We start from the raw sequence: 18,006 nt of genomic DNA, 5'->3' as shown, positions 1-18,006 counted from the left end.
TGTGCCAGCACGACAGGCCCGCGATGGAGGCGATGAGTGGCAGTTGCGGGTGGTGTGGAGTGTCTACCCCGACAGCCCGGGTATAAGTTCGCCACCGGTTTCGACCTTGAGGGTCGAGCCGGTTAAATCCGCTTCAACAGGCTGATATTTGCCGCCGAGGTGTTTGGCGAGGAAAGCCTCGGTCACCGCGTAGAAAGCCAGCTTGTTCTCAGGTCGTGCGAAGCCGTGGCCTTCATCGAGAAACGTTATATAGGTAACCGGAATCCCGCGCTGCTTGAGTGCTGCTACCATTTGCTCGGATTCGGCTGGAACGACCCGAACATCCTTCATGCCCTGCGCGATCAGGATCGGGGCGCGGTCGATATGACTAAGCGGCGATCGTTCAGCAAGAAACGCGCGCCCCTCCTCGGTGTCGGGATCGCCCAAGCGCTTCTTCCAGATGCTGAACCATGATCTCCAGTAAGGAGGTATGGTTGCCATAAAAGTCACCAGGTTGGAAATGCCGAAGAGATCGACGATGCAGGCGAATACGTCGGGTGTCTTGGTCGCGGCCGTCAGCGCGGAGTAGCCGCCATAGCTGCCGCCATAGAATCCGACGCGCTTTGGATCGGCGATACCCTGCTTGACGGCCCAATCAACGGCATCGATCAAGTCGTCGTGCATGCGGCCACCCCACTCGCGGTCGGCCGCCTTCACGAATGCTTCGGCCAGTCGAACTCCAGCTTCTCTGCCCAAGATCCCCGGATGAGATCGTAACTACTGGACCCTTTCTTGAATCTCAGGGTCGGCTGATTTCGTACAGTGGTGTACTCCACCTTGTAGTAGATGCTGTTGAGCTCGTGGGTGAAGAACCGGTTGAACTTGTCTGCGTTCGCGCGGGTGTAGAAGAGAGTTAGATCCTGTAGCCTCTCCTTGAACCTAACAATCTTTGCCTCGGCATCCCTCAGAATGACCACCGCTGCGTGGCGCTGCTGTTCGGACATTCCGACGATAAAATCCAGCGCGTCTTGGCCGTAGGAGTCGGACGCGACCGAAGTCAGTGACCGATGGATATCGTCCAGCTCCTTCGTCGGGTTGTAGTCCTTGTGGACGGCGATATGACCGGTGAACGTCCCGAAAGTGTGATCACGACTCTCAATGCCGTCCTTGCCGCGTCCCTTGAACCCTGAGGGGCCGTAATAGTCGTCGTTGTTCTCCTGTGACTCGTCCCGAATGATCTCGGTCAACGTGAGTTCGCCGCCGTGTTGCTGCTTCATCTTGCGAAGCTGGTCATGGACTTGTGGCAGGGTGTTACGGATTTTGCGGTAGGCCCTGATGGCCTCAAATGCCACCTGCTTAAGGGTGTCCAGGACCATCAGCTTGGGGCCAACCAGCGGCAGCGCTTCCAGAAGATAGCTCTCCTCGCTGTCGCGCTTCTCGCGCCATTTGCGCTCCTTCTCGGCCTCGGCCTGAACATCATCGTTAGCGCAGCAATTGCCGATGAAGGCGCAGAACTGAAGGTCCGGAAACCAGACCAGCGAGCCGGTCAGGAACCGGTTCGGCGTGCACATCGGGCAGGGGCAGTGATCGCCCTCCGGCCGCTTGGTGCCGTCTACGGTGATGAGATGCTTGAGGACGCGAAACCGGGCGTCCTTGGGGATCTGGTTTCGATACAGGGACTCGATAAGCTCCGGCTGGGCGGTCCCCTTGATCCGCGCCACCGTCTCGTCGATCCAGATGCCTGTCGGCCGTTCACTAAATGGCCGCCAAGGAAGGTTAGGCTTTGAACTCGAACCCTTTACGCCATGCGACTTACGGTCGCTTCTGGACATAAATGCCCCTATGAGAACGAACCCAGAAGACTCATTTTGTTCTTCTTATTGAGCCGCCAAGCTCAACCAAAATTGCGAATCAGGTGGGTATAATTAGTATTGGAACAAGAGGGGTGGCGCAAGATTTTGTAGGTGACTACCCCCGCCGGTCCCACTTGTTCACAGGGGCGAGCTACTTGTAATTGCGGTGTGGTATTGTTCAGAGAGCTGGAAGCAGGGGCGTAATTCCGTGAATGGGCTTCCATCTATTGCGACGGCCGCGAGCTCGCCATCGCAGCGACGAATGATACGCATCAGGGTGCTGGTATCGGAGGGCAAAACATGGCCGCCGAGAAATCGGTCTTGAAGGGACCTGGCAATGATTTGCAGTCCGTAGCCGATTTGCTCGGCGGGCCGCGCATCCTGGCGCGTCACATCACGAGCCCCTTGGACGTCCACGAATTGCTGGTGAACGGACTGCCTGAATCCGCGTTGAACCACCTTGTCCAGGGCCTCCTCGTGATCCACAAGACGAACTCGCTGGAGAAGGCCATAGGAGTGAGCCTTCGCGCTTTTCTGCGGCGCAAGGGCGCTCCGGCGAAGTCGCTCAGCCAGGAACAAAGCGGGAGGGCCTGGAAATTCGCAGAAATCCTGGCCAAGGCCACGGGCGTGTTAGGCTCGCAGGAGGAAGCAGAGCAGTGGCTCGAGCGTCCGGCTATCGGTCTGAACCAGCGCCGCCCGATCGATTTGCTCGCCACGCCGGTCGGCATCGATCTCGTTCAACAACACCTCGAACGCCTTGCGTATGCCGTCTATGCCTAACGGCACGGTAAACGGCAGTCTCTCCAATCAAGCTAGATGTTCGTCGTCGTCAGGATGGTTCGAGGCTGCATCCGGCCTCGTAGCCTTCAAAGAAGAGTTCTTCGTCCGATTCTCTCGCCATCGCTATGTCCGTCTGGGTTCTACACGAGCAATATTGCTCTTGGTTCGAGGTTTGCGCTTGAAAGATGAGGTCAATACTCTGCGCCATCGTGACGTCGATCTCGCTTCTGCGTACTCAATAGACAATCCCAAGTCTTGAGAGAGTTGTGTTGTCCATCGTGCCAGTCTCGGGCAGCCTGTTGACGATCTGAAACGCTCGCAATGCGTTACGCAACTCGTCTGTCAATCTGCCATCAATTGCGCCTGCAAACAGACCGCGCGCCTTCAGCTCCAGTTGGACACGCATAACCATGATTTCCGGCCTGTCTGGCCGCGTCACCGGGACTGTGCGACTCATAGGTGCAGTTGTGGTCGGTGCCGGCGACGTTCGTGGCACGAGTTGCAATGGTTGCGCGGGGGCATTGGCCGGTGGTGGCGCTGGCGGCGGAGACGCTGCCCTTGTAGGTGCCACCGGGGCGGCTGGTGGGACGGTGGCTGGCGCTGGTGCAGTCGGGGCTTGTGTCGTCGGAGCTCCGACGGCCGCGGGAGCGGACGGCGTTGGCGTCGGACTGGCCGCCGGAGGCGGGTACGCAGCCGGTGGGGTGTATACCGGCGGTGAGTAGACGGATGACGGCGGCGTATAGTAGCCACCTCCTCCCGAATAGTGGCTGCTGTGGCTCGAGTGGCTGCGATGGCTGGAATGGCTTCTATGACCTGCATAAACATTGGGGCCATCGATGTAGTTCGGTCGTTCAAACGTAAGCGGCGAACCGCTGCCTCCCGATCTCTCGTCCGGCACAATCTGATTGTCTGCGACAAGCGCATTGGCCTGAGACCACACGGTTACAGTCGCTGCTGCGGGCGCCGTCCATGCCAGCACGTCGCGAATGAAGCGCTTCCAGTCGCGGATCATGCCGGGACTCCGTCGCGGAGAGGCCGTGCGACGCGATCGCGCCACGCGCGGTCGGCAGATCGGAAGAAACCGGAGCAGTTAGGCTTGAATCGGCAAGCGCCGCACGCATCGGCGTATTCGTTCTTCCAATCAGATATGCTCTGGCGAGCAAATGGATGCAGGTGGCTATCGAGAAGACACAGCGGAATATTGTATACCGACACGCGCATCCCGGCCCGATGGAGGATATCGACGCCCGGAGATATCTGCCGACCAAGAAATTCGGGGTCCACGTACAGCGTCGCCATGTTTTTTCGTGCGAAGCCCATTGGCTCCATGCCCATTAGCGCGACGTGTCGGGCGAAGGGGAGGTTGCGCGTGATGAATTCGCAAAGATTTGGCAGATGGGAGAGCGACATCGCGTGCAGGACGCTTCTGATCTCGACGTCGTGTCTGAGTTCAGCCAAGTTGTAGAGGCCGTGCATAGTCTCGGAGAATGCACCGGAAGCGCCCACGATTTCGTCGTGTGCCCTCGATGAGGCGGCGTAGAGCGGTACTGCCCACGTGACCCGTCCGCGGACGTCGCCAAACTTCGCAGCAAAGGAGGGATTGGCGAATTGCCGACCGTTTGTGAGGACGTGGAGGCGAGTCGTAGGCAACTTCGCAGCCGCGGCATGAAGAACTGAAACCAAGTGATCGCCCAAGAGGGTCGGTTCGCCACCGGTGAGCCCGAGCACATCTTGGTCTCGATCAATCAGATCAAGCAGGTCGAGGATTTCAGCTACGCGCCATGAGTCGTCGCCGTCCCTTGGAGGCTGGCTGCACATCACGCAGAGGCTGTTGCATCGTTCGGTCATAAACAATGAGTTCGCGTTTGCGCCTCGTCGGAATAGGATGTTGATTCTGCCGTCCATCTGGACCCGGATCGCGTCGCCTGCGCCAACCGCCTGCGGTACGGTCAAGCGACGCAGATTCGGCACAAGATCACCCGTCGTATCGTTGCCGAGTATCGCGCCGCCGAAGCCAAGTGCTCCGAGCGCTGCCAGATCCGCCTCCGGACCGCTTCTGAGATCGATCAAGACCCGCGCGGGAAGCGTCTGGAGTGTCAATGCCTCGCGCAGGTCCAGAACCTTATAGAGGCCTGCAGGCAGGGAGACCGATTTCTCGGCGCGAAGATGAAGGGTCAGAGACATTGTGCTCGACCTGGTTCTGATATGCTATCATTGCCGTGAACCCAGCGCATAAGCGTTGCCATGGTTGACGGATCTGCTTGTCGTATCAGGCCAAACAGGAAGTCGAACAAGCCGAGATGTCGGCGGCAATGGTCGCTGAAAGTGCGGTGGCCAACGGGGTCGCCGACTTCCGCCAACGTACGTGCGGGGTCGGGTCCGCAATATGGAACGAATGCGCAATCCGCGCATCCAGGCAGCGATTCTGCCAATCCGCTCGCAGCCAAGATATTCATTGCCTGCGAATCCATCAGGTCGTGGTAAGTCTGATGGACCGATCCCATCCGAAGGGACTGGTCACCCATCTCGGCGAGCATTCGCCCCTCGTCCGACGCATACACGTGCCCATCGTAGTTGTAGACGATCGTTCCAAGGCCAGCTCCGACGGGGGAACGGAGATCGACGTAGCCTGTAGGATAGTGAGTAAAGATGGCCCTCAGCAGTAGCGAGGCGTAAACTTCCTCGATCCTCTTACCTGTTGAGTTCAGCTCGAGGATCCGATGAAAAGCGCGACGGTAGAAGGTAAGAAAGGCATTCGCATCGTAACTCATTCTCGCGGATGATCGTGCTGCGAAGCCAAAGGGACTCAACGGACGTAAGAAGATCGACCGGAATCCCAATCGCACGTATTCATCCACGATTGCCTCTGGCTCGGCGAGGGAAGTCTTTGTTAGCGTGGTCAATGCGCTGACGCTCTCGTGGCCCAATGCGTTTCGCGCTTGCGAGAGTCCGTGGAGCGTCCGCGCAAGGGAGTCTCGACTGGGCAAAGGTCGATTTCGGTCGTGAATTTGACTTGGACCATCGAGTGACGTTGAAATGTGAAAGGCGTGGCGCCGAAAAAACTCGAGAGACTCGGGTGTAAGGTGGTGGAGTGTCGATGTGATCGTATATCGAATTCGGCGAGCATCGCCTAAATTCCGGGCTTCGATGAGTTCCACGATCTGCCGAATACGCTCGAAGGCAAGTAGAGGCTCGCCTCCCTGGAATTCGACCGTCAGGTCACGTGAGGGACTCTCGAACATGCGGTCTACCGCCGCCGCGGCAACTTCAGCGGGCATTCCCGCCTGTCCAATGCGCCGGGATACTTGGCAGTAAGTGCAAGAGTGATCGCACGCCAGCGTGACGACGAAGATATGGAGAGCCGGACCTCCCTTGAGGAAAGACTTTCGCGTCCGCAGTTTGGTGGCAAGTAAGCGCACCGCAAGGGCAGGGTCTCCGCGCGAAATGATCTGCTTGGATTCAAGGCTATCGGCGACCTCCGCTTCCAGAGGCTGCAGCTTCGCTAGACCCCGAAACTGAGCCTCATTGAGGATGGAGAATTCACCTACTTCCGAGGTGACAAGGACCGCGTCGGAAATCTCGGGAAGCCTGCGGAAGCGAAAAGGCAGGAGGTCGTAGCTGATCTCCAGAGGGCGGATCCTTGCGGTCATTCGGCTTTGACCGCGTGCGCTTCCGCGAAAGCCGTTGCCCAGATAAGATCGCGGAGGCCTCCAGTTCGAGCCTCAATGTCTTCCCTTACGGCGAAGTCGATAGCGGCAGACCGGAAACGGCTCTCGGCATCGGCTTGAGTTAAGCTGGTTGTGCATGCGACTAGATGTCGCGCACGCTCATTCTCGATCCGGAAGCAGCCGATGTCGGCAAGCGAGTAGCACGCCCTTGCCAACGATTGTGCGGTATGAACGCCTGCGTCGAAGGACATCTCGAATGTGATTTTGGCTTTATCGTTCAAGCCGTCAACCTCTCTCGATCTTGTGCAAGTCTGATACCCGCACAAGTTGCCTCGGCTCGGCGGTAGCGTCGACTACGACTTTCGTGGGGAGCGCTGTTCACCGAGATGCGCAAATCGACTGCTTCGCCGCAGCGCACCAAGAACGGTCAAACGGTCCGAAGCATCCAGCAAATCTCCGTACACGCCTTTGGTTTAGGCTCCAAGGCCGAGGCGGATGTCGTCGAGCAGCGTGCTGATCTTCCGCTCGTGCACCAAACGACGATCAGTCAAAGCAATCCGGCCCGTAACCAATGCGGAGCAATTAGTCGTCTGTCGGGGTGCCGAACGACGTGGAATAGAGGATGATGACGAAAGTTGAGAGCTAGGACTCGTCCGCTGTCAAAGCGTGCCGGGAGGGCGACTTTGACTGTCCACGATAACGCATCTGATCAGGTCGTTCTATTGCTCACTTCAGGACAAACGCTGAAGGCTTGCGCGACCACGTGGTCACCGGCGGCGACTTGTGACAGGACCGCCGTCGTGATCGCGCCCATGCCCGACGCGAACATCATGCCGGCTTCCGCGCCTTCCAGATCGGCGATGACCTTCGCAATTCGTGAGCTCGTGACATTGCCGTGGCGGGCATAGAACTGATCGTTGAGCGGTTCCTCGGCCTTGCCGGGCAAAGTCCGAGCTATCGTCCGCGTAGTAGGTGACAGATTGCGTGATCGCCGGGGCGACCCCGTAGTTTGCCTCCAGATTGCGATCGATATGCAGGGCCCGGGTTGATGGCGCGTAGGTCTTGTTTCTCAACATTGGCATCTCCACGGTGAAAAGGGCAGGCGCTTGGACTTCCTGGGCCAGGCGTCCTGAGCAATCCCGACCGCCGCCGCGGCGGCAAATCAGCGACACATGCTGACCCGCTCCGGTCCCATCCAGAGCTGGAGACAGCGCAACAGAGCGTTCGTCGCCGCCGCCGCTGACGTGGGATAGCGATCTGCTAGGCGGTGGCGCGGCTCACGTCCGAACCAAGGCATCCGGATCGGCAAACCCGCTAGCTTCCGACCCAGGTCCACTGGATCAGGATCGCCGCAATGGCGGCCGTCGTACCAATCGATCCAATCATCAGGAGGGCTTGAACCACGATCTCCTGCCAATGTTGTGCCGCTACGCCACCGCCAGCGATCGGCAACGTCCGTCCGGTTGCCCAGGCGGCGCTCAGAGTCATGCCAACCGAGACGACGTAGAGCGAAACCCACAACAGATGGGCCGTCGGCACCGACCAGCCACTCCAAAACCGCAACTGCGGCCACAACAGTCCGACGGCGACGAGCGCGATGCCGCTCTGCATCGCGGTCACGTGGGCGGATAGACCCAGACGGGGGCTTGCAAACGCTGGTATGCCGAAACCCAGGAGCAGGCCAATCAGAAACAGAAGGACGCCCGTGAAACACAGCGTGCCGGGAATTGCGACCATGGACATTCTCCATCCAGGGGCTTGTTGAAATATCGACCGCGAGTCCGCAATTACCGACTGAAAGTCGGTTTGTCAAATCGACATGAACGCTATTTGGCGAACGTTTGTCAGCAATGATCTTGCCGTCGTCACGAAAACTGCCCGGCAACATGAGCTCAAGCACTCCTTACATCGTGGTCAACGACTGAAGGCGGCCTCGATTGCCAATGCGAACCCACCTTCTTGAAGCTGCTCGTTGACAATTGCGACCCGAAGAAGGGTCTTGAGTGCTATGAAAGCGTCAAGCCCAAGAAGCCAAAACGCGAAGCTTGCTTGCCGCGGTCGAGCCGCGAGACCGCTAATCTGTGCCTGCTGTGGCGGCCGGGGCGTCCCACGCGCCAACAAGGCGTTCGGTCGTTGGGCCAAACTGTCCGCGCGAATGATCAGTACAGCAGATGCAGGAAATGCAGCCGGCGGACTTTGCGGTGCGTTGAACTCTCCCATTCTAACAAGTGTTCTTCTAGCTTGTGCATAGTTTCGTTAGCCGTTCAGTTGAAGCGCCATTTTCCCAATTTAGGTGTGTGTGGATGCGCAAGCCATCCGATTGGGGTTTTGATCACGTCATTCTTGGCTGTCGCGAAGGCAGGAAAATTGACGATCAAGGGCAAGCACCTGGAGTGATCATTTTGCACTCAGCCGCCACATCGGGAATGCGGGTCGACGACGCTCGCGCGGCGCTCTCGAACGGAAAGTCGCGATTTCACACGGCCTTGAAAATTCGTGAACGGAATTTTCCTTTGGTCGGCAGCTTCGAGTATCTCTTTCCTTAAGTAGACAACTCCGTTGGCCTCAGGCTTTTGCAAAGGGAGCGAGTGAATGACCACGCTTAACGCTGTTTCGGCCATGCTAATCGTCGGCTGTGTCGACTAGATCATCGTGGAGAATGTGTCATGGCTCAATCGTGTCTTCTGAAACACACCCCGAACCAGTACTCGTGGTGAATAGCTTTCTTGGGTGCAGGACGACTGTTTTGCCTGCGGGATGCGTGTGAACTCGCATGGGTCAACCATTCGACTGGGACTTGATTAGATCCTTTCTGGCCGTCGCGAGATCTGGAAGGCTCACGGTCGGCGCGAAGCACCTGCGAATGGACCACTCTACTCTAAGCCGACGCATCTCGGCCCTCGAGAGGCTCCTTGGTGTCAAGCTTTTCGATCACAACGTCTCCGGATATGCGCTTACGGCCCACGGAGAGCAATTGCTCCTTCGCGCGGAGACAATTGAGAGTTCGATCTTCTCGCTCGATCATCAATTCGGTCAAAGCTCTCGGATATCTGGCACGGTGCGAATTGGAGCGACTGATGGGTTCGGCACCACGATCCTCGCCCCAGAAATTGGCAAGCTGGCGGCCGCTCATCCCGAGCTCGAGATAGACATCCTCGCCGTGCCGACCGTTTTCAGTCTCTCGAAGAGGGAGGCGGACATAGCGGTAGCCCTGGCTTGTCCACCGCGTGGTCGACTTCACGCACGCAAGCTGACCGACTTCGAATGGGGCGTGTATGCAGCGAAGACGGCACCGGAGCTTTGGGAGAGCGCCGTGAGGCTGGATGACCTAGCAGGACGTCCGTTCATTGGGTACATCGAAGATCTAGTTTACACGCCGGAGCTCGATTATCTGCGGAAGATCTCCAAATCGATTGTACCCCGCGTTCGCAGCTCGACTCTGATTGCGCAATGGCAGGCGACCGCCGCCGGAGCAGGTCTCTGCGTGCTGCCCTGCTTTATTGCTAACTCGGATGAACGTCTCGTGCGGGTGCTGCCTAAGGAAGTCTCATTTAGCCGGACTCTCTGGATGCTCGTTCATTCGGATATCAGAGATACCGCCCGCATTCGGCTGACCTGCAATTTCATCGTTGACGTGGTCCGACGATCTCGCGATCGCTTTCTACCAAACCTCTTGTCTTGAAGTTAGTGACGTTGATCGTGGCTTACTCACCGGCAGTGCACTCGGCTAGACAGGCCTGTTCCAGCGCTCTACGGTAGCGAATGGTGCAATTAAGCGTGCGTCGTCGTTCCCCCGAGCCAAGAATGCAACATCGGTGCATCACAGTGAGAGCTCATGGCCTCGTCGCGCTCAAGCGGAAGCAAACCAAACATGCAGCTGCGACGATCCAATTCGCGAAAGTGAAAACCACTACACTTTCGCACACTATTTACCGGGCGGGATCTATCGATTCACGGGTTAGATAAAGATGGCAATGTCCTGCCGCGCGTGAGCGACGGCCCTGCCGCTCGCGTTCCAGATAGTCATCGCTTGGCTGGAATAGCCGTCGGCAGCATTGTCGGCGCTGGCCTCGATCAGCCACCAACCGTCGGATGTCTCCAATTGGTCTGTCAGCACATCGATCATCCAGCTGACTGTACTGAGCGGCGCAATTTGTTTGGATAATACCAGGGCCGCGGGCGGCAGGGCGTCAGCGACCGCCACCAGGCCAGTAATCGATTGTGGCGCCGAGCCGCGATGGCGTAACCACACTTGATAGTTCGGGTTGGGCGAGCCATCGAGTGGCAATGCGCCGCCGGCCCGCAGACAGTCGAAGTGCTGCGTGACCAACGGAGCGCGACTATCAAAGAACGGCTGACATAACTCTCGATCTGGCGTCTGCGGCGCCATCACCGGTGGGTGGTGGATGGCTGACGAACGTGCGCTGCCGAAGCACAATGTGGCGCGCGTCGCGAGCCCCGCGGCGCCGCTGAGGTCAACACCAACGAACGTTGTTGAACTGCCTTGACGCAATATTGCGGGCCGAACGCTCAACAACCCGGTAGCCGGGCCAACAAAGGTGAATTGCGCCGATCGCAACGGTGGCAAATCCGCGTATTGACGCAGCGTGGATTCTACACAGATCGCAGCCGAAAGGCCTCCAAAGGTCGTGCGCCCCTGTAGCCAATCCTCGCTTACCGCGATTTGGTAGGTGTCTCCATCGGCACGGAGCCCTGTCAGCAAAGTCAAAAGATCTATCATGATGGCTCCATTGGAAGTCTCGTGGTCTTCGACACTACCAGCAAAATGAGCGCTTCGAAGTGAGACAGTGTGCACGTCGAAACGCGAAAAATTCTCATCCGTCATACGGGCCGCCAGAGAACGCAGAATGAGTAGGCGGCGCGGCCTTTGGTGCGCGGCTCCGCGTCGCCGCGCGATGACGCGCAAACCTCAAGTGTCAGAAAGGATGGTCGCGCTTCACAAGCGTGAGAGAAAGTGTCGGTGCGCAAAACGCGCGTTCAAATTGGAAAAGTCAGCATACACAGACCGCCGCGAATTCGGCAGGATTCGCGGGCGACGTCCGTTGCTTCAACGAAGCGTTCAGGACGTGGTGTCGACCTCGACTGCAAGCCAACGGAGGTCTCGCTAACCGCCACTCCACGGCCACCTGGGATCTGGTGCACTCCCATCGTGGCAATCAAGTGCAGCACAAAACATGAAGAGTGAAGAATGAGCATGACGCGACGTGACTATCTTACGGCAAGCGGTATCGCCATCGGTGGGCTTGCAGCATCGGCCGCGCGGGGTAGCGCCCAAGGCGACGGCACAGGCCTACGCGCGAGACTATCTTTCAATGAAAATCCGTTCGGACCTTCACCATCCGCACTAGCAGCCATGCGAGGACAATCCGGAAAGCTATGCCGATACGTCGATGGGAGTGCTGATAGTCTCACTCCGGCGATCGTGACCCGCGAGAATGTTTCTGCCGAGCAGATTGTGCTTGGCGAGATACTTGAAGCGCTAGGCCTATTTCTGGCGGAACGTGGTCCAAGCGGAGGTGAGTTCATCTATTCGGAACCTGGCTATACGGCATTAGTGGACGCCGTCGCTGGCGGGGCCGTTGTCATTGGCGTCCCGTTGAACCAAGAGCTTCAGAACGACCTTCCTGCCATTGCATCTAAGGTCGGTGCGCGAACGCGGGCCGTGTACCTAGTCAATCCGCACAATCCGTCCGGGACTGTGAGTGACGCCGCCATTTTCAGGAGCCGTGTTCGGGAAATGTCGAGGCTCACCACAGTTATTGTCGATGAAGCATATTTGGAGTTTGAGCCAGACTTCGTTCAACGAACCGTCGTCGACCTTACGCGCGCCGGCGAGAACGTAGTGGTGTTCAGGACGTTTGGCAAAATCTACGGGCTGGCCGGTCTTTCGGTTGGCTACGCCATAGCACCAACGAAGCTCGCAAATGAACTGAAGCGCGCCGGAATTGGTACCGCGGGCACGCTTACATGGCCGGCTCTAGTAGCTGCGACCGCGAGCCTGGCGGATCGAACGTATATTCGTGCCACTCGAACGCGCGTTATCGCTGAACGGAACAAGTGGAATAATTTGTTTCGGGCTTTGAAGCTACGGCACTCCGACTCGAGAGGAAATTTCGTCTTCTTTGAGACCGGTAGGCCACACTCTCAGGTGGCTGCAGCGCTGCGGACCAGAGGCATCGAAATTGGGCGTTCCTTTCCTCCGTTGGATCGGTGGGCGCGCATTTCGATCGGATTGCCCGACGAAAACTTGGTGGCAAGGCGCGCCATCGCCGAACTCCTCGGTTAAATGTCGAAGTAGAGGACGTAGAGGCGGACAGAGTTGGTGTGTGGGCTCGGGCTTATGATCCTTGTAATCCGCGGCGTTCAACCGCGGTGGCAGCTCTGCAAATGCCAATTCGTCCGCATTGCGGGAGTAGTGCGCCATCGATGAACTCGAAATAGTTGCCTCGCTGCGACGTTTTGCTGCGGGGTTAGGGTGAGGTTGCGCCGGAAGCCCGCGCGCGTCGGAAGGGGTTCCGGATGTCGGCCGCGTCCACGTGGTCTAGCAGGACTTTGAGGAAGTCCGGCGTTCCGACGAAGCCCGGCGGCTTCAACGCAGCCGTCACTTCATTGGTTCGTATCACCGACGTTCGACGAGCGAGCGCGCCACTTTGCGCCTGCTGCCCCGCTCGGGCGTCTCACATTCCAACGAGGTGCTCGGTCGTTCGGCCAGAACTGTCCGGGCGAACGATCAGTACAGCAGATGCAGGAAATGGAGGCGGCGGAATTGCGGTACGTTGAGCTCTCCCTTACTATTCGGTGTTCGTTCACAACTAGCCTGTGCATAGTTTCGCTGGCTAGACAGTTGAAGCGGCATTTTTCCAATTTTGGTGTGTGTGGATTCGCATGGTGCAGCCGTTCGATTGGGATTTGATCAGGTCATTCTTGGCTGTCGCGAGGGCCGGAAAATTGACGATCGGGGCCAAGCACCTGCGGATTGATCATTCCACACTCAGCCGCCGCATCGCATCACTGGAGAAATGTCTTGGAGCGAAGTTGTTCGATCACAGCGTTTCCGGTTACTCGCTGACGCCGCAAGGCGAACAACTGTTAGGTCGCGCTGAAGCGATCGAGAGCTCAATCTTCTCGCTTGATCGTCAGTTCGGTCAGCGTTCGCGAATTTCCGGCGCGGTACGGATCGGGTCGCCGGACGGGTTCGGCACAACTGTGCTGGCCCCAGCGATCGGTAAGCTGGCCGCGGCACATCCCGAGCTCGAAATTGACCTCGTTGCGGTCCCGGCCGTCTTCAGCCTGTCGAAGCGAGAGGCGGATATTGCACTTGCGTTGGCCTGTCCTCCGAAAGGCCGGCTTCACGGGCGCAGGCTCACAGACTTGGACTTTGGCGTGTATGCCGCGAAGGCTGCGCAAAAGTTCTGGGAGGGAGTCAAAAGCCTGGATGATCTCTCAAGTCTGCCATTCATAAGCTACATCGAAGATCTGATCTATACGCCGGAACTCGATTATCTTCCAGAGATCTCTAAGTCGATCACGCCACAGATCCGAAGTTCGAGCCTCGTGGCGCAGTGGCAGGCGACCAGGGCCGGGGCCGGCCTCTGCGTCTTACCTCGCTTTCTTGCGGGGCACGACGACAGCTTGATTCAGGTGCTGCCGAACGAGGCGGTGTTCAGTCGGACATTATGGATGATCGTGCATTCTGACATGAAGGACATGGAGCGCATTCAGATCACATGCGACTTTATTGTCGAAGAAGTCAAACGCTCGCGCGATCGATTTGTGCGATGTATCCCTTCCGCTCGTTAGGATCTGCGCAGCGAGAGCGGTGGGGGATGCTCGTGGTCTCGGAGCCGTTGACGCGTCGCGGCGAGTGCAAGATCATGTGATGCACGTGCTGTCCGTTGAGTTGGCTTGTGATATTCCACCTAGGCAGGTGCCGCTGGTCGTCTCCTCCTTATTGTGCGTGACGTTGGAAGCGGGGCAGCCGTTGTAGCTCTGAATCGCGCTATCAGAGCAGCGTGCATTGGTGTCGCCGAGTGTGTGGCGCTCGGTTGATGGCTCCTTAGTGGCTAGGTCGAAGCTGGACCGTGGCGCTGGTGCCGGCGACCAGGCGTACGCCTTCGGGGACGTGATGGATGGCGATGCGGACCGGGACGCGCTGCGCCAGCCGTACCCAGGCGAACACCGGATTGACGAAGGCCAGTCCTTGGTGGTCGGGCTGTGCGTTGTTGACGGCGATGCCGCGCGCAATGCTACCGACGGTGCCCTGAACAGTCTGATCATATCCCATCAGCTTGATTTGAGCCGGATCGCCTTCCTGTAGCGTGGCAAGCTGTGTTTCCTCGAAATAGGCATCGACCCAGAACGAGTTCGCGTCGATCACTGAGATGACGTTGCGGCCAATCGTGACATAATTGCCTGATCGGAGGGTGAGGTTCGTGATCCATCCGGTGACGGGAGCGCGAATCTCGGTTCGCGAAAGATTGACCTTTGCCTGATCGCGCCTGGCAAGGGCTTGTTGATACTGGGCGTCGGCGGCCAGCGCATTCGCCTCGCGGCCCTGCCTGTCCTCGGCGGAGACGGCAAGATCGCTCAGCGCGCGCCTTCGTTCGGCCTGTTGCCTGGCGTTCTCGGCGGTCGCCTTCGCCTGCTGGACTGCCGCCTCGGCCGTCTGCAAGGCTAGGCGGTAGTCAGTAGGGTCGACCTCCATCAGCAAATCGCCCTGATGAACGAACTGGTTGTCGCGAACATGAAGGCGGATGACGCGTCCGGCGACTTCCGGTGCAAGCGTCGCGACGTCGGCGCGGATTGTTGCGTCGCGGGTCGATGGTGCGGCGACATAGCAACGCCAGGAAGCGCCGCCCAAGGCGAGTGCAATTGCAGCCACCGCAAATGTCGCGAGGAACGCTTGGTAGTTTCGGCGCGAGGGAGCATCGAGAAGTGGGAACGGAGGCCAAGGCATTTCGTGGTTTGCTTCCATATGGGGTGGTACCTCAATGCTTAGAGCGCGATGGCGAGGATCATGGCTGAAAGTATGATGACGTAGGTGGCGGCGACGAATAGCGCGGGATGCCAAACATGGCGCAAGACGCCGTACCGTCGGATCGCGTGAAACGTGGCCATGGTCACGAGCCAGGCCAGCACGAGCAGTATCCAGGCCGGGTCGACGTAAACGTCGGCCAGGTTGAAGTCCGCGAGAGTCATGATCGAGCCGGACCAAAGCAGTCTGCCTGGCGGCTAAGTGCTTGTGAAATAATGAGAATGGAACTGCGCGCGCGGAGCGCGGTTTGCCGCAACCCTGTGCTGGTCCCGGCGCTGATCGTGGCATCCAGTCGTGCAAGCTGCGCCGTCGCTGCAACTCCATCACCCTGAGCGATGTTCGCCAAGGCCGGCGTGAGGCCCGCAGCGAGCCCGAGCCATCCGGCGCTATGGCGCAGGTGAATGATCTCCTTGCCAACAGCGAGAACCGCGAGCACCTGAGCGCGTTGCACCGCGGTTGCTTGTTCTGGCATGCTGCGGAGTGATCGAGGAACATGGCCGTCGCGCCGTTCGAGGCGGGATGCGGCCGCAAGGGCGCGCAAATCCTTCAAAGCACGTGGAACCAGCCGGCGCGTGCGACGCGCTGGTGATGCGGACGGAATAATCCGAAAGGCCACCGCGGCCAGGCCACAACCGCCTACAATGGCCACGGCTGAATTGAAGAATGACGCAGCATCGTAGCTCGTCAGGTTGACCGGCTGCAGGAACGCGAAGAAGTGGCCGACCATCGGACTCACCAGCGCGGCCCCGCGCGGCCGCGCCATCAAGGCACCGATTGGCACTAGGTAGACGCCGACCGCGAGGCTGAGCCCGGCAAAGCTTTCGATGTGCGGGAATATCGCGAACAGAAGAACTGCAGCGCAGGAAACCGACAGGAAATTGCCGCCAACGATACCCAATGCCCCGGAATACGCCTGTTCGCCTCGGGTCGACATCAGGACGACAGTTATCGTAGCCCAGGTGACAGCGGTCGCGCCGCTTGGCCACGCGGTTGCAATCCAGAGCGCAGCGACTACGCCGATTGCAAGCAAGGCGCGGGTGCCGTTGATGAGGGCGGCCGTCCAATCATCGAGGGTCGGAGAGGCGATCCTGTGCGCGCGGGAACTGGAATTGCGGGGGAAACCGCTGAGGAGCGCGCGTGCTTCGATGGCGCTCGCGATACCAGCGAGCACCTCGGCGGACTTGTCGGCGAGCAGACGCAGCGACGGTGTGTCCGCATTCAGCGCAGCGAGCCGTTCGATTGATCCGCGGCAACGCTGATGAACGGCGATCGCGTGGTCGAGGCGCCGTCCTGAACCGGCACTTTCGGAGATAGCGCTGGGGAGGCATCCCAGGATCACGGATATCTCCATCTGGGCGCGACGACAGCGCGATCGGGAAATCAGGTTTGTCAAAGTCCAGCAGTCCAGGATTGCTGTGCGTAAGCTGTCGGCGGCGCTTCGCAGTTCACGCGAGTGATGCCGAACCACCGCGTCCGCAGCGATCGACGTATCTATCAGCGCATCCAAGGCGGTGACCTCGCGGAGCAAGCGGCTGGCTGCTAAATCATTGTCGGCGGTAGACGGTCTAACCGTCTGGACTGCCTCGACAAGCGACTTGCTCAGTTCGCCGGTCAGTCTGGAGAACAGTGAGGCCAGCTGGCGCCGGGCGGGGCGCAGATCTGTGCCGGCGAAGACAACGGCTGTACAAGCGACGCCGATGCAGATCTCGGCGACACGGTCTACGGAGATCAAGAAGATGCCCGCATCCAGGCTACCGATCGCGCGGAGCTGTTCGCCCGCGATGATTGCCATCGTGTAGCCGGCAAGAGCTGCCGCATATGCCGTGTAGTTGCGCAACAATGTCGCGGCGAGCGCGCATGCTGCCCCCCACAACGACAGGGCGGTCAGCAGCACGATACGGTCTTGCGGAAGGCTGGCCGCCATCAAGACGGTCGCGACGGCACCTGTGATGGTGCCGATCATTCGGAACCAGCCCTTCTGCAGCGATGCGCCTAATTGCGGCAGGCAGGCAATTGCGGCCGATGTCGCCGCCCAATACGGACTTTCAAGTTCGAGCTGAAAGGCAATATAGAGCGCAAGACATGTCGATGCCCACAGGCGAAGGCCGAGGAGTAGCGCAGAGTAATGGGGCGAGAAGTCCCGGTCTCGTCCTGCTTTATGCATGCAATCCTCATTGTCGTGCGCGACGAAGTGTCAGTCGGCTCGGCCAGCGAAGCGGCCATGCTCATTTGATTGCTGCGGTGAACGCAGCGGCGACCGTGCTTGGCTGGCTGACCAGCCGAGCTTTGCCGAATATGCAAGATGGCGAGAACGGCTACGAACAGGAGCGCATGGTCAAGCCGAGTCCGCCGTTGACGCGCGACGTACCGCCAAGTACCAGCGGACGCCTGAGAGCCGTTCCTCGCTCCCTGAATGACGCGATGAGCCATCGTGCGACTCACCGTGCGCCGCATGCGCTCGAAGATGACGCGGCCGATGACGCGCCATGTCAGGGCGATCAGAAGGCCGAGGGGACCACCGATATGCGTGTCGACTAATAGCAGCATCAGTTCGGTTTCTGCCCAAAGCATGATCGCTAATGCGACCTGCAACGGGATTCGGTAAGTAGCGCGCCACAGTGAAGCTATGGAATTGCGCGGGGTCATCTCGTGGTTTCAAGCTCCACCGAGA

At 59.0% G+C, this 18,006-nt stretch carries 18 protein-coding genes and 1 pseudogene; 7 read left to right on the top strand and 12 right to left on the bottom strand.

Annotated features, from left to right (window positions below):
• Positions 1-63: 63 nt before the first annotated feature.
• On the bottom strand, positions 64-696 hold the full coding sequence (locus ACVMIH_RS12360) for an alpha/beta hydrolase family protein (RefSeq protein WP_456862021.1): 633 nt from the start codon (positions 694-696) through the stop codon (positions 64-66).
• Positions 693-1,700 (bottom strand): hypothetical protein, encoded by a 1,008-nt coding sequence (locus ACVMIH_RS12355; protein WP_456862019.1) that lies wholly within the window; start codon positions 1,698-1,700, stop codon positions 693-695. The genes ACVMIH_RS12360 and ACVMIH_RS12355 overlap by 4 nt, the downstream gene beginning before the upstream one ends.
• A gap of 432 nt (positions 1,701-2,132) precedes the next feature.
• Here ACVMIH_RS12355 and parS point away from each other — a divergent pair, with 432 nt between their 5' ends.
• Positions 2,133-2,612 carry a type II RES/Xre toxin-antitoxin system antitoxin gene (gene parS / locus ACVMIH_RS12350; protein WP_456862017.1) on the top strand — a complete coding sequence of 160 codons (480 nt, stop codon included), beginning with the start codon at positions 2,133-2,135 and terminating at the stop codon, positions 2,610-2,612.
• 235 nt (positions 2,613-2,847) lie between these two features.
• Here parS and ACVMIH_RS12345 read toward each other — a convergent pair whose 3' ends face one another.
• From ACVMIH_RS12345 to ACVMIH_RS12320, 6 genes are all read right to left on the bottom strand, one after another.
• Positions 2,848-3,018, bottom strand: a complete 171-nt coding sequence (locus ACVMIH_RS12345; protein ID WP_456862016.1) for a peptidoglycan-binding protein — start codon at positions 3,016-3,018, stop codon at positions 2,848-2,850.
• Between the two features lie 602 nt (positions 3,019-3,620).
• A complete protein-coding gene (hxsC, locus tag ACVMIH_RS12340; protein ID WP_456862014.1) occupies positions 3,621-4,796 on the bottom strand; it encodes a His-Xaa-Ser system radical SAM maturase HxsC in 1,176 nt (391 codons plus the stop codon).
• The gene (hxsB, locus tag ACVMIH_RS12335) at positions 4,787-6,262 is read right to left on the bottom strand and encodes a His-Xaa-Ser system radical SAM maturase HxsB (protein WP_456862012.1); all 1,476 of its coding nucleotides are present in this window, start codon (positions 6,260-6,262) and stop codon (positions 4,787-4,789) included. The genes hxsC and hxsB overlap by 10 nt, the downstream gene beginning before the upstream one ends.
• Entirely contained in the window at positions 6,259-6,561 is a 303-nt protein-coding gene (locus ACVMIH_RS12330; protein WP_456862010.1) for a hypothetical protein, read from the bottom strand. The genes hxsB and ACVMIH_RS12330 overlap by 4 nt, the downstream gene beginning before the upstream one ends.
• Positions 6,562-6,989: 428 nt before the next feature.
• Positions 6,990-7,226, bottom strand: a complete 237-nt coding sequence (locus ACVMIH_RS12325) for a PLP-dependent transferase (protein WP_456862008.1) — start codon at positions 7,224-7,226, stop codon at positions 6,990-6,992.
• Between the two features lie 368 nt (positions 7,227-7,594).
• Positions 7,595-8,017 carry a hypothetical protein gene (locus ACVMIH_RS12320; RefSeq protein ID WP_456862006.1) on the bottom strand — a complete coding sequence of 141 codons (423 nt, stop codon included), beginning with the start codon at positions 8,015-8,017 and terminating at the stop codon, positions 7,595-7,597.
• A 566-nt stretch (positions 8,018-8,583) separates the two neighbouring features.
• Here ACVMIH_RS12320 and ACVMIH_RS12315 point away from each other — a divergent pair.
• The 3 genes and pseudogenes from ACVMIH_RS12315 to ACVMIH_RS12305 all read left to right on the top strand — a co-directional run bounded on the left by ACVMIH_RS12315 (position 8,584) and on the right by ACVMIH_RS12305 (position 9,962).
• Positions 8,584-8,826, top strand: a complete 243-nt coding sequence (locus tag ACVMIH_RS12315; protein WP_456862004.1) for a hypothetical protein — start codon at positions 8,584-8,586, stop codon at positions 8,824-8,826.
• Positions 8,827-9,053: 227 nt separating this feature from the next.
• Positions 9,054-9,239: pseudogene (locus ACVMIH_RS12310) on the top strand (helix-turn-helix domain-containing protein); the annotation flags it as partial.
• Positions 9,240-9,254: 15 nt separating this feature from the next.
• On the top strand, positions 9,255-9,962 hold the full coding sequence (locus tag ACVMIH_RS12305) for a substrate-binding domain-containing protein (protein ID WP_456866460.1): 708 nt from the start codon (positions 9,255-9,257) through the stop codon (positions 9,960-9,962).
• Between the two features lie 276 nt (positions 9,963-10,238).
• On the opposite strand, the gene ACVMIH_RS12300 is transcribed toward ACVMIH_RS12305, so the two are convergent.
• Positions 10,239-11,126, bottom strand: coding sequence for a thioesterase family protein (locus ACVMIH_RS12300; RefSeq protein WP_456862002.1), 888 nt, complete (start codon positions 11,124-11,126; stop codon positions 10,239-10,241).
• 363 nt (positions 11,127-11,489) lie between these two features.
• On the opposite strand from ACVMIH_RS12300, the gene ACVMIH_RS12295 reads away from it, so the two are divergent.
• Positions 11,490-12,587 carry a pyridoxal phosphate-dependent aminotransferase gene (locus ACVMIH_RS12295; RefSeq protein WP_456862000.1) on the top strand — a complete coding sequence of 366 codons (1,098 nt, stop codon included), beginning with the start codon at positions 11,490-11,492 and terminating at the stop codon, positions 12,585-12,587.
• 599 nt (positions 12,588-13,186) lie between these two features.
• Positions 13,187-14,101 (top strand): LysR family transcriptional regulator, encoded by a 915-nt coding sequence (locus tag ACVMIH_RS12290; RefSeq protein WP_456861998.1) that lies wholly within the window; start codon positions 13,187-13,189, stop codon positions 14,099-14,101.
• Between the two features lie 256 nt (positions 14,102-14,357).
• Here the strand turns inward: ACVMIH_RS12290 and ACVMIH_RS12285 are convergent, their stop codons facing one another.
• The 3 genes from ACVMIH_RS12285 to ACVMIH_RS12275 are packed head-to-tail and all read right to left on the bottom strand — an operon-like array spanning position 14,358 to position 17,499.
• Complete coding sequence (locus ACVMIH_RS12285) at positions 14,358-15,275, bottom strand: efflux RND transporter periplasmic adaptor subunit (protein WP_456861996.1); 918 nt, start codon at positions 15,273-15,275, stop codon at positions 14,358-14,360.
• Between the two features lie 20 nt (positions 15,276-15,295).
• Positions 15,296-15,499, bottom strand: coding sequence for a DUF1656 domain-containing protein (locus ACVMIH_RS12280; protein WP_456861995.1), 204 nt, complete (start codon positions 15,497-15,499; stop codon positions 15,296-15,298).
• Positions 15,496-17,499, bottom strand: coding sequence for an FUSC family protein (locus ACVMIH_RS12275; protein ID WP_456861993.1), 2,004 nt, complete (start codon positions 17,497-17,499; stop codon positions 15,496-15,498). Before ACVMIH_RS12275 ends, ACVMIH_RS12280 begins: the two co-directional genes overlap by 4 nt.
• Before the next feature lie 65 nt (positions 17,500-17,564).
• Here ACVMIH_RS12275 and ACVMIH_RS12270 point away from each other — a divergent pair, with 65 nt between their 5' ends.
• Positions 17,565-17,873, top strand: a complete 309-nt coding sequence (locus tag ACVMIH_RS12270; RefSeq protein WP_456827700.1) for a hypothetical protein — start codon at positions 17,565-17,567, stop codon at positions 17,871-17,873.
• The last annotated feature ends 133 nt before the right edge of the window (positions 17,874-18,006 follow it).

This window comes from Bradyrhizobium sp. USDA 4503 (assembly GCF_054055815.1).
This window is presented reverse-complemented; position numbering and strand designations above follow the sequence as displayed.

Coding starts and splice junctions, on each gene's coding strand:
- ACVMIH_RS12320 (WP_456862006.1), bottom strand. CDS start 8,017: ATGGTCGCAATTCCCGGCACGCTGTGTTTCACGGGCGTCCTTCTGTTT.
- ACVMIH_RS12300 (WP_456862002.1), bottom strand. CDS start 11,126: ATGACGGATGAGAATTTTTCGCGTTTCGACGTGCACACTGTCTCACTT.
- parS (WP_456862017.1), top strand. CDS start 2,133: ATGGCCGCCGAGAAATCGGTCTTGAAGGGACCTGGCAATGATTTGCAG.
- ACVMIH_RS12280 (WP_456861995.1), bottom strand. CDS start 15,499: ATGACTCTCGCGGACTTCAACCTGGCCGACGTTTACGTCGACCCGGCC.
- ACVMIH_RS12295 (WP_456862000.1), top strand. CDS start 11,490: ATGAGCATGACGCGACGTGACTATCTTACGGCAAGCGGTATCGCCATC.
- hxsC (WP_456862014.1), bottom strand. CDS start 4,796: ATGTCTCTGACCCTTCATCTTCGCGCCGAGAAATCGGTCTCCCTGCCT.
- ACVMIH_RS12275 (WP_456861993.1), bottom strand. CDS start 17,499: ATGCATAAAGCAGGACGAGACCGGGACTTCTCGCCCCATTACTCTGCG.
- ACVMIH_RS12345 (WP_456862016.1), bottom strand. CDS start 3,018: ATGCGTGTCCAACTGGAGCTGAAGGCGCGCGGTCTGTTTGCAGGCGCA.
- ACVMIH_RS12285 (WP_456861996.1), bottom strand. CDS start 15,275: ATGGAAGCAAACCACGAAATGCCTTGGCCTCCGTTCCCACTTCTCGAT.
- ACVMIH_RS12290 (WP_456861998.1), top strand. CDS start 13,187: ATGGTGCAGCCGTTCGATTGGGATTTGATCAGGTCATTCTTGGCTGTC.
- hxsB (WP_456862012.1), bottom strand. CDS start 6,262: ATGACCGCAAGGATCCGCCCTCTGGAGATCAGCTACGACCTCCTGCCT.
- ACVMIH_RS12315 (WP_456862004.1), top strand. CDS start 8,584: ATGCGCAAGCCATCCGATTGGGGTTTTGATCACGTCATTCTTGGCTGT.